The 6,484-nt window shown below is 72.6% G+C and carries 8 protein-coding genes and 2 pseudogenes; 6 read left to right on the plus strand and 4 right to left on the minus strand.

All coding sequences use genetic code 11. The annotated features are described in order from the left end of the window. The first annotated feature begins 104 nt into the window (after nucleotides 1–104). From RIF68_RS22955 to RIF68_RS22965, 3 genes are all read left to right on the plus strand, one after another. The gene (locus RIF68_RS22955; protein WP_309053180.1) at nucleotides 105–401 is read left to right on the plus strand and encodes a hypothetical protein; all 297 of its coding nucleotides are present in this window, start codon (nucleotides 105–107) and stop codon (nucleotides 399–401) included. A gap of 308 nt (nucleotides 402–709) precedes the next feature. Further along, complete coding sequence (locus RIF68_RS22960; RefSeq protein ID WP_309053181.1) at nucleotides 710–853, plus strand: hypothetical protein; 144 nt, start codon at nucleotides 710–712, stop codon at nucleotides 851–853. A 254-nt stretch (nucleotides 854–1,107) separates the two neighbouring features. Further along, the gene (locus RIF68_RS22965) at nucleotides 1,108–1,539 is read left to right on the plus strand and encodes a cupin domain-containing protein (RefSeq protein ID WP_309053182.1); all 432 of its coding nucleotides are present in this window, start codon (nucleotides 1,108–1,110) and stop codon (nucleotides 1,537–1,539) included. A gap of 546 nt (nucleotides 1,540–2,085) precedes the next feature. On the opposite strand, the gene RIF68_RS22970 is transcribed toward RIF68_RS22965, so the two are convergent. The 3 genes and pseudogenes from RIF68_RS22970 to RIF68_RS36535 form a co-directional block, all read right to left on the minus strand. Then, nucleotides 2,086–2,655, minus strand: coding sequence for a YdeI/OmpD-associated family protein (locus RIF68_RS22970; protein WP_309053183.1), 570 nt, complete (start codon nucleotides 2,653–2,655; stop codon nucleotides 2,086–2,088). 105 nt (nucleotides 2,656–2,760) lie between these two features. Next, nucleotides 2,761–3,048, minus strand: coding sequence for a CGNR zinc finger domain-containing protein (locus RIF68_RS36530; protein ID WP_375165733.1), 288 nt, complete (start codon nucleotides 3,046–3,048; stop codon nucleotides 2,761–2,763). Further along, nucleotides 3,017–3,202 (minus strand): annotated as a pseudogene (locus RIF68_RS36535) (ABATE domain-containing protein); the annotation flags it as partial. The gene RIF68_RS36530 and the pseudogene RIF68_RS36535, both read right to left, overlap by 32 nt. A 349-nt stretch (nucleotides 3,203–3,551) precedes the next feature. Between RIF68_RS36535 and RIF68_RS22980 the strand changes: the two are divergent. The 3 genes from RIF68_RS22980 (at nucleotide 3,552) to RIF68_RS22990 (ending at nucleotide 5,787) form a co-directional block, all read left to right on the plus strand. Beyond that, nucleotides 3,552–3,842: a hypothetical protein gene (locus RIF68_RS22980; RefSeq protein WP_309053184.1), complete on the plus strand. Its 291-nt coding sequence runs from the start codon at nucleotides 3,552–3,554 to the stop codon at nucleotides 3,840–3,842. Between the two features lie 5 nt (nucleotides 3,843–3,847). Beyond that, nucleotides 3,848–3,970 (plus strand): hypothetical protein, encoded by a 123-nt coding sequence (locus tag RIF68_RS22985; protein ID WP_309053185.1) that lies wholly within the window; start codon nucleotides 3,848–3,850, stop codon nucleotides 3,968–3,970. Nucleotides 3,971–5,343: 1,373 nt separating this feature from the next. Then, on the plus strand, nucleotides 5,344–5,787 hold the full coding sequence (locus tag RIF68_RS22990; protein WP_309053186.1) for a DUF6003 family protein: 444 nt from the start codon (nucleotides 5,344–5,346) through the stop codon (nucleotides 5,785–5,787). A 582-nt stretch (nucleotides 5,788–6,369) separates the two neighbouring features. Here the strand turns inward: RIF68_RS22990 and RIF68_RS22995 are convergent. After that, nucleotides 6,370–6,484: pseudogene (locus tag RIF68_RS22995) on the minus strand (IS630 family transposase); the annotation flags it as partial.

A 6,484-nucleotide genomic window follows, 5' to 3' on the forward strand; every position in this document is an offset into this window, starting at 1 on the left:
GTCAAGGCCCAGCGCAGACAGCATGTCATTCCCCCCGGAACTGCTCATCTCTCATACAAAAAGATCATCATATGCCCGCAGCGGGAGGGCAGAAGGAAGGGGTCATGTACCTCGTACACGCGCACTTGCGACCGCCGGCCCAGGGCGGCGAACTGCCATCCGACGTGCGCGCACTCGTCCACGGGTGCGCCCGCCCCGGGGAGGGCGTGGAGCACGTCAGCGTGCACGGTGACGTGCCCTCGGCGCCGGTGCTGGGTCTCTTCCTCCTGGCCGAGTCGCTGGCCCGGGCGGAAGCGAGCGCGGCAGCCGTCTGCGGCCGGCTCCTGGAGAGCCGCCCCGAGTTGTCGGGCTGGACCCTCCTGCGCGCGGAAGCCCCCCTCATCGTCATCGACGGACAGTGAGGCCTGGCACCGTCCGGAGCTCCGACGTTCCGGGCCGGTCCGGCGGAACACCGAACGCCCGGCGCCGAGCGGGCCGCCCGACGATCGACCGGGGCTGCCCCCGCCGCAGGTGGACACAAACGGCCGCTGCCGTTTCCGTCCACGCGCCGGCCCTTCCACCTCCACCGGCGTGCGGCGAAAGTAGTTCTCGTCCGAACGGACACCACCCAGAAGGCACGCAGACCGGAAAGCGCCACCGCGGGGCGCCACCGATCCGATCCAGGCCGCGTGCCCGACGTGCCGTCACCACCCAGGAACGGAAGAACCCCATGTCCCGCACGCACATCGCTCAGGCCGCCGCGGTCCTCACGCTCGCCCTCGTCGCCCCGCTGTTCGCCGCCTCGACAGCAGCTGCTGAGCCCGCCCCGTCCGTCCCCACCGTCACGGCGCAGGGCAACATGGGCTGGCAGTAGGCGCGTGGCGGACGGTGGCCGCGGCCCCCGAGGCGGCCGGCCGCACCGCCCGCACGGCCTCCGTGAGGGGAGCTCACCCAGGCGCCGCCACCGTGCCGCACCATGCTCCGGGGTGCTCCTCCTTCCTCCCCGTCAGGCCGTACGCCCTTCGCGTTGCCACCCGGCGGTGACCGCCGGGGCCGGCCCGGAGGGGCCGAAGGCGGAGGAGAACGCGGCGTTCACCATCAGGGCGTGATGCGCCAGAATGCTCACTCATGAGCGAAATCTGTGAGCTGGTGACGCGCCTCGGACTGGAGCCGCACCCTGAGGGCGGATGGTTCCGGCGCACATGGCAGACCGGCTCGGCAGCCGTTCCGGACGGGTTCGCGGGACCGCGCCCGTTCGCGACGGGCATCTACTTCCTCCTCCACCCCGGTGAGGTCTCCCGCTGGCACCGGCTGCGTTCGGACGAAATGTGGCTGTGGCACCGCGGCAGCCCGCTGACCCTGCGGCTCGGCGGCAGCGCGGCTGCTCCCGAGGAGGCGGGCGTCGTCGTGGTGGGGCCCGACATCGAGGGCGGGCAGAAGCCCCAGTTCCTCGTCCCCGCCGGCGTCTGGCAGACCGCACAACCAGCAGGCGACGAACCGGTCCTGGTCTCGTGCGTCGTCGCCCCGGGCTTCGACTACGAGGATTTCGAGATGCTGTGACACCGTACGCAGCCGCGCCGAGGAGGAGGGGGAGTGGCGCCGGGGCCCGCACAACACGGCACACACTCTCCCTCACGGCGCATTTACCCCCCGGGGTATCTGGACCCCACCGTAACAGATATACCTAGGGGGGTATCTGGGGAGGCCTGTGACGACCATGGCGCGGGCCGTCGCCCCGAGGCGGTGGGGGAGGGAGGAGCGGGTCCGAGTGCGGCTCGGTGCTGATCGCGGCAGGATCGGTGCGAGAGGACCGCAGGAACGAGCATGCGGGTGGCGGGCGGAGCGGTCGGCAGCCCGTGCATGAGGTCGCGGGCCCCGGACGTGAAGGCGATGACGTCCCCGCCTTCCGGGGGTGGCGGCGGACCGTGGGCGGAGTTCTCGCCGCTGTGGACCGTCGCGGGCCCGGGGCGCGCCGGTGGTGGCCCGCCGGGGACCGGTGACGAGTTCGCCGAGCCCGGCAAGAGCGTCGGCGACCCGTCCTTCACGCAGGCGTGTGACGGCAGGGTCGGGCGGCGCTCTGACGTGCCGGGCGCCGCCGACGGATCGTCACGGATAAATCAACTCGTGATTCGCCATCATGGTGACGAACTTCTCGATCCTTTTGGCCCGCGTCTCGGGTTTCTTGGCGCTCTGTACGCGATACAGGATCGCGTACCTGTTCCTGCTGTTCAAAGTGGCGAAGAATTCCGCCGCCTCGGGAATTTCCAGCAGAGCTTCCTGCAGGTCGTCCGGGACGGTGATCTTGCTCTGCGAAGCGTAGGCCGCCTCCCAGCGTCCGTCGGCCATGGCGGCGTCGATCTCCCGTTGGCCCGCCGGCCGGATCCGGCCGTCCGCGGCCAGTCGTTCGGCCCGCCCCCGGTTCACCTGGGACCAAGGGCTCCTCTTGGTCCGTGGCGTGAAACGCTGCCGCCAGTACAGGTCGTCGACCCTGTCGCGCTGACTGTCGATCCAGCCGAAGCAGAGGGCGACGTCGAGCGCTTCGGTGTAGGAGATGCCGGGAATGCCGCCGGCCTTCTTCGCGATCTTCACCCACACCCCGGCTTCACTTTCGTGATGATCCTCCAGCCACCGTTCCCACTCGGCTTGATCCCGGAAAGGGATGGTCGGTTCGCTCATACGCCGATCCAACCAGAAGGCGATGGTCCCCGGACCTTTTTGTCGAAGCCCTGGTGTCCGAAGTGGGGGACGCCGAGTCCGTGCCGGGGCGGCGGCGCGGTGTCGTCACTCCATCGAGGTGCGGCGGGCATAGGCGCGGGCCGCGCGGGCGCGGTCACCGCAGCGGGTGGAACACCACTGGCGCCGGCCGTGCTTGAGCAGGAAGCGGTTGCGGGGCGGGGAGGCACAGGCGGTCAGGCGGGCGGCGTCGGCGGCGGTGAGCAGGTCGGCGGTGTCGGTGGCGATGAGCGCCAGGGCGTGTTCGACGATCGCGGTGGTGGGGTGGGGTGCGGCGCGACAAGGCGCCGTCTTGCCGTCCCACAGCAGGAGGGATGCGGTGGGGACGCGGCTCATGGCCCTCGTTGATCGCCCTGAGGGCGGCGGGGAGGGCGGGCTGCCCGGCGACTCGGGAGGCCAGGAGTGACCTGACCTGTTCACGCAGTGAGGGCAGCTGCGTCGCGCACGCCGCCAGGCCGGTGCCGGGCGGGGCGAGGTCGCGCTGCGCCAGCCACCGCGGCCCTGGCCCCCGGCCGCATCGACCTGGACCTGGGCCGTGCCCCGGGCACCGATCACACCACGGCCGCCGCCCTGCGCCGCGGCGCGCACGACGCCGAGGACTTCCCGTGACAGGTGGTCGATCTGCTGAGCTTCCTCGGCGACGACTTCCCGGCCGCGCACCCCTACGCCGGCCGCGTGTACGCCGTGCCGGGGCCGGCCCAGGACCGGCTCAACGGCGTCACCCCGCCCACCGGCCACCTGCCGGTGGGCTGCTCGGCTCGTCCGGCTACTCCGCCCAGCTCGCCGCCCGGCTCGGCCGGCCGTTCGCCTTCGCCGCGCACTTCAACCCACGCGACGTCGTGGCCGCCTTGCGGCCGTACCGCGAACGGTTCACCCCGTCCGAGGCCCTGTCCGAGCCGTACGCCCTGGTCAGCTTCACCGTCGCGGCATCCGAGGACGAACGTGAGGCGTGCCGCCAGGCCGGGACCCTGGCACACGCCATGCTCCGCATGTTCCAGCGCGAGTCCTCCCTGCTGCCGTCCCCCGAGGAAGTGGACGCCTACCCTACGACGCCGAAGAACGCCAGGCCGTCCACAGCTGGCTGTCCCACGTCCCGCACGGCACCCCCGAGCAGGGCACCGCCCACCTGAACCTCGTGCAGAGGGACTCCGGCGTCGACGAGCTCATGATCGGCAGCGTCGGCCACTCCTTCGAGGCCCGGCTGCTTTCCACCGAGCTGATCGCCGACACCTACGGCATGCCCGGCGGCCCGCACTGACCCAGGGGGCGTGCCCCCGTCCGGGCCACCACCCTTCACCGCAAGCCGCCTGGTTGTCCAAGGCTCCCGACGCGCCACCCCGCGGTCGGCGTCCGCGCTCCGCTCGGCTGGAGGACGGCACGCCGTACGAGAGGTGGACCGGGTCGCCGGGTCGGAAGCCGGCCGAGGGCAGGACCCCCCGCATGCGCTGAGACGCCAGGCAGGCCCGGACGGGCCCGCACTGCTTCCCGGCCGCGTCGATACGGTGGCGGGCGGCGCGGTCCGCTCGGCGAGTCGGCTCGGGTCACGCTCGCAGCGGGCGGCGTCCAATTGACGGTTCCTGGTCTGCCTTCTGACGTTCCGTCCGCGCCGTCATGACGACGACGGAGGTGGCGGCCACGTGGTCGTCGGCCTTGCGCCTCCCGCAGTGCCGGAGCCCAGGCGCTCGCGCCGGTAAGGCCTTCATGAATCCGGCCGACCAGCCCTCCACCGACCGCCAGGCGCTGACCGGTGACACGCGACGGAGCCCGCTCCGGGACCACGCCGCCACCGCGGCCCGTCTCCGGTCCCCATGAGCCGGGGCCCTTGAAGGTCGGTGGTGATCGCCTGAGATACTGGCGGCATGACGGTTCCCTTCCTTGTCGGCAGCGTCGTTCTCGTCGGTGTCCTCACCATGGCTGTGTGGGTCTGCATCGAGTTCGTGCAGGCTTGCCGGGACCGGCGCGCCTGAACCCCGAGCGGACGCCAAGTCCCAAGCGCGCGCCTGGGGCTCCGCTTCGCTCTGTGCCGGGGCGTCGTACGCGCTGCCTCCGCCGACGAGGTCGCCCGCTCCCTGGCGGCGCGGCCGGCAGGCGGGCGTGGAGGATCCCGCTGCACCTGCGGGTCTTCTTCGTGAGACCCGGTCAGGCCCGGTGGCTGCTGCGGGCTTTCGCCGGCCCGCGCCCCCGCACCGACGGCGCGGCCGTGGTGCGGGTATGCGCGCCGGACGGAACCGGGGCCGCGTCCCCGTCCCGGTGGACGGGGGACGGGCCTCTCCTCCCCGGCGGACCGGGGCGGTGCGCGCGCCCCCACCGCCGGTGCTCTCGGCCCCGACCTCGATCCGCTGCTTCGCGACCCCACGACCCCGCGCCCTGACGGCCGCCGAACGTGCCACGGCCGGCGAGTGGACCGCCCGGCAAGCTGCACGCGGCCCGGCCCCATAAACACCGGCGTGACCTCACCATCGCCGGGAGCCGCCACGACAGCCGGCCCACGCCCGGCCGGGCGCCCAGACCTCCAGGGTTGGGGTCCGCATCACCCGGATCCACCGAGTTGGGGGACGCTGAAGGCGGTGTCCGGCGCCGGAGGGGGTAAGCGGGACAGCACACGACCAACGCGTGCGCCGAGGAGAGAACATGACTGACGACGCCTACCTGTTTCTCGCGGACGGCTCGGCCACCCCGCCGGGCGCGCCGCTCGCCTCCGTGGGGGATCTGGCCTGTCTGGAAACTCCCGCGGTACGGGCCTGGCTGGACGCGCACGGCGTCACGTCCGCCTCGGGCGAGCTCCGGCTGCTGCCGCCCGAGGAGACGGGCGCCATCCCGGAGGGGGCGGAGAAGCTGCCCGTACCGCTGAGCGACGAGGAACTGCTCCAGCTGCGCCACGCGCTCGCGCCCGGCGCCCTCGCCCGGGTGGAGGAGGAGCTGCTGGCCTACCGGGACTGCGCCGGTGACCGTGACGCGCTGCTCGCCCGGGCCGTGGCGGCGGGCGTCGCGCCGCACCGCATCGTGGAACTCACGGGCGAGGACCCGGCGACCGTGAACTCCGTGGTGTCCGCGGCCGCGGGTCGACGGGGCTGACACCGCCGGGGTGGAACAGGGCGCGGTCCGTCGGGGGCACGGCCGGGACGCACTGGTCATATGTGAGCAGACGCTGTCGCGCATGCTCGCCCTTGGCACCCGGCAGCGCCGCCCCCGACGCGCTCCACGGGACGGCGTACGGCGGCCGCTCGCCCGGAGCTGACCGTGGACGTGGAGAACCGGATCGACGTACGGCGGGCCACGCGGGCCCTCGGGAAGGTGGCCCTGGAGCCGTGAACGGGCCGGGCCACGACCGGCCTCGTGCCGGGATCGTGGGGGCCCGGAGCGTGCAGCTCGCCGGAGCGGAGCAGGGGTGACCTCGGTGGAATGCGGAGCGGAACGCCGACGGGTCCAGGTCTTGTCCGGATAGGAGCGGCGTCCGCCCGCACGACACGGCCCGCGGTGCCCGGTGCCTGGGGTCTCCCCGGGCCCGCCCACAGGGCCCGGGGGAGAATCGCAAGCCGGAGGGTCACCCTCGTACCGGGCGTACCCGGGTGATCCCGACAACGTCGGGGGCGCCTTCCGAGCCGTAACGGCTACGGGGCGTAGCCCGCGTGCCGGGCGCGACTTTTCGGACAGGCTCTAGTCTTCTGAGTCAGGAATTCTGTTCAGATATGAGGCGAGGCGTTCGAGGATCTCGTCTGCGGTCTTGGTCCAGATGTAGGGCTTTGGGTCGGTGTTCCATGCGGCGATCCAG

The organism is Streptomyces sp., assembly GCF_031178505.1.
In the GTDB taxonomy this organism is placed as follows: Bacteria; Actinomycetota; Actinomycetes; order Streptomycetales; family Streptomycetaceae; genus Streptomyces; species Streptomyces gulbargensis.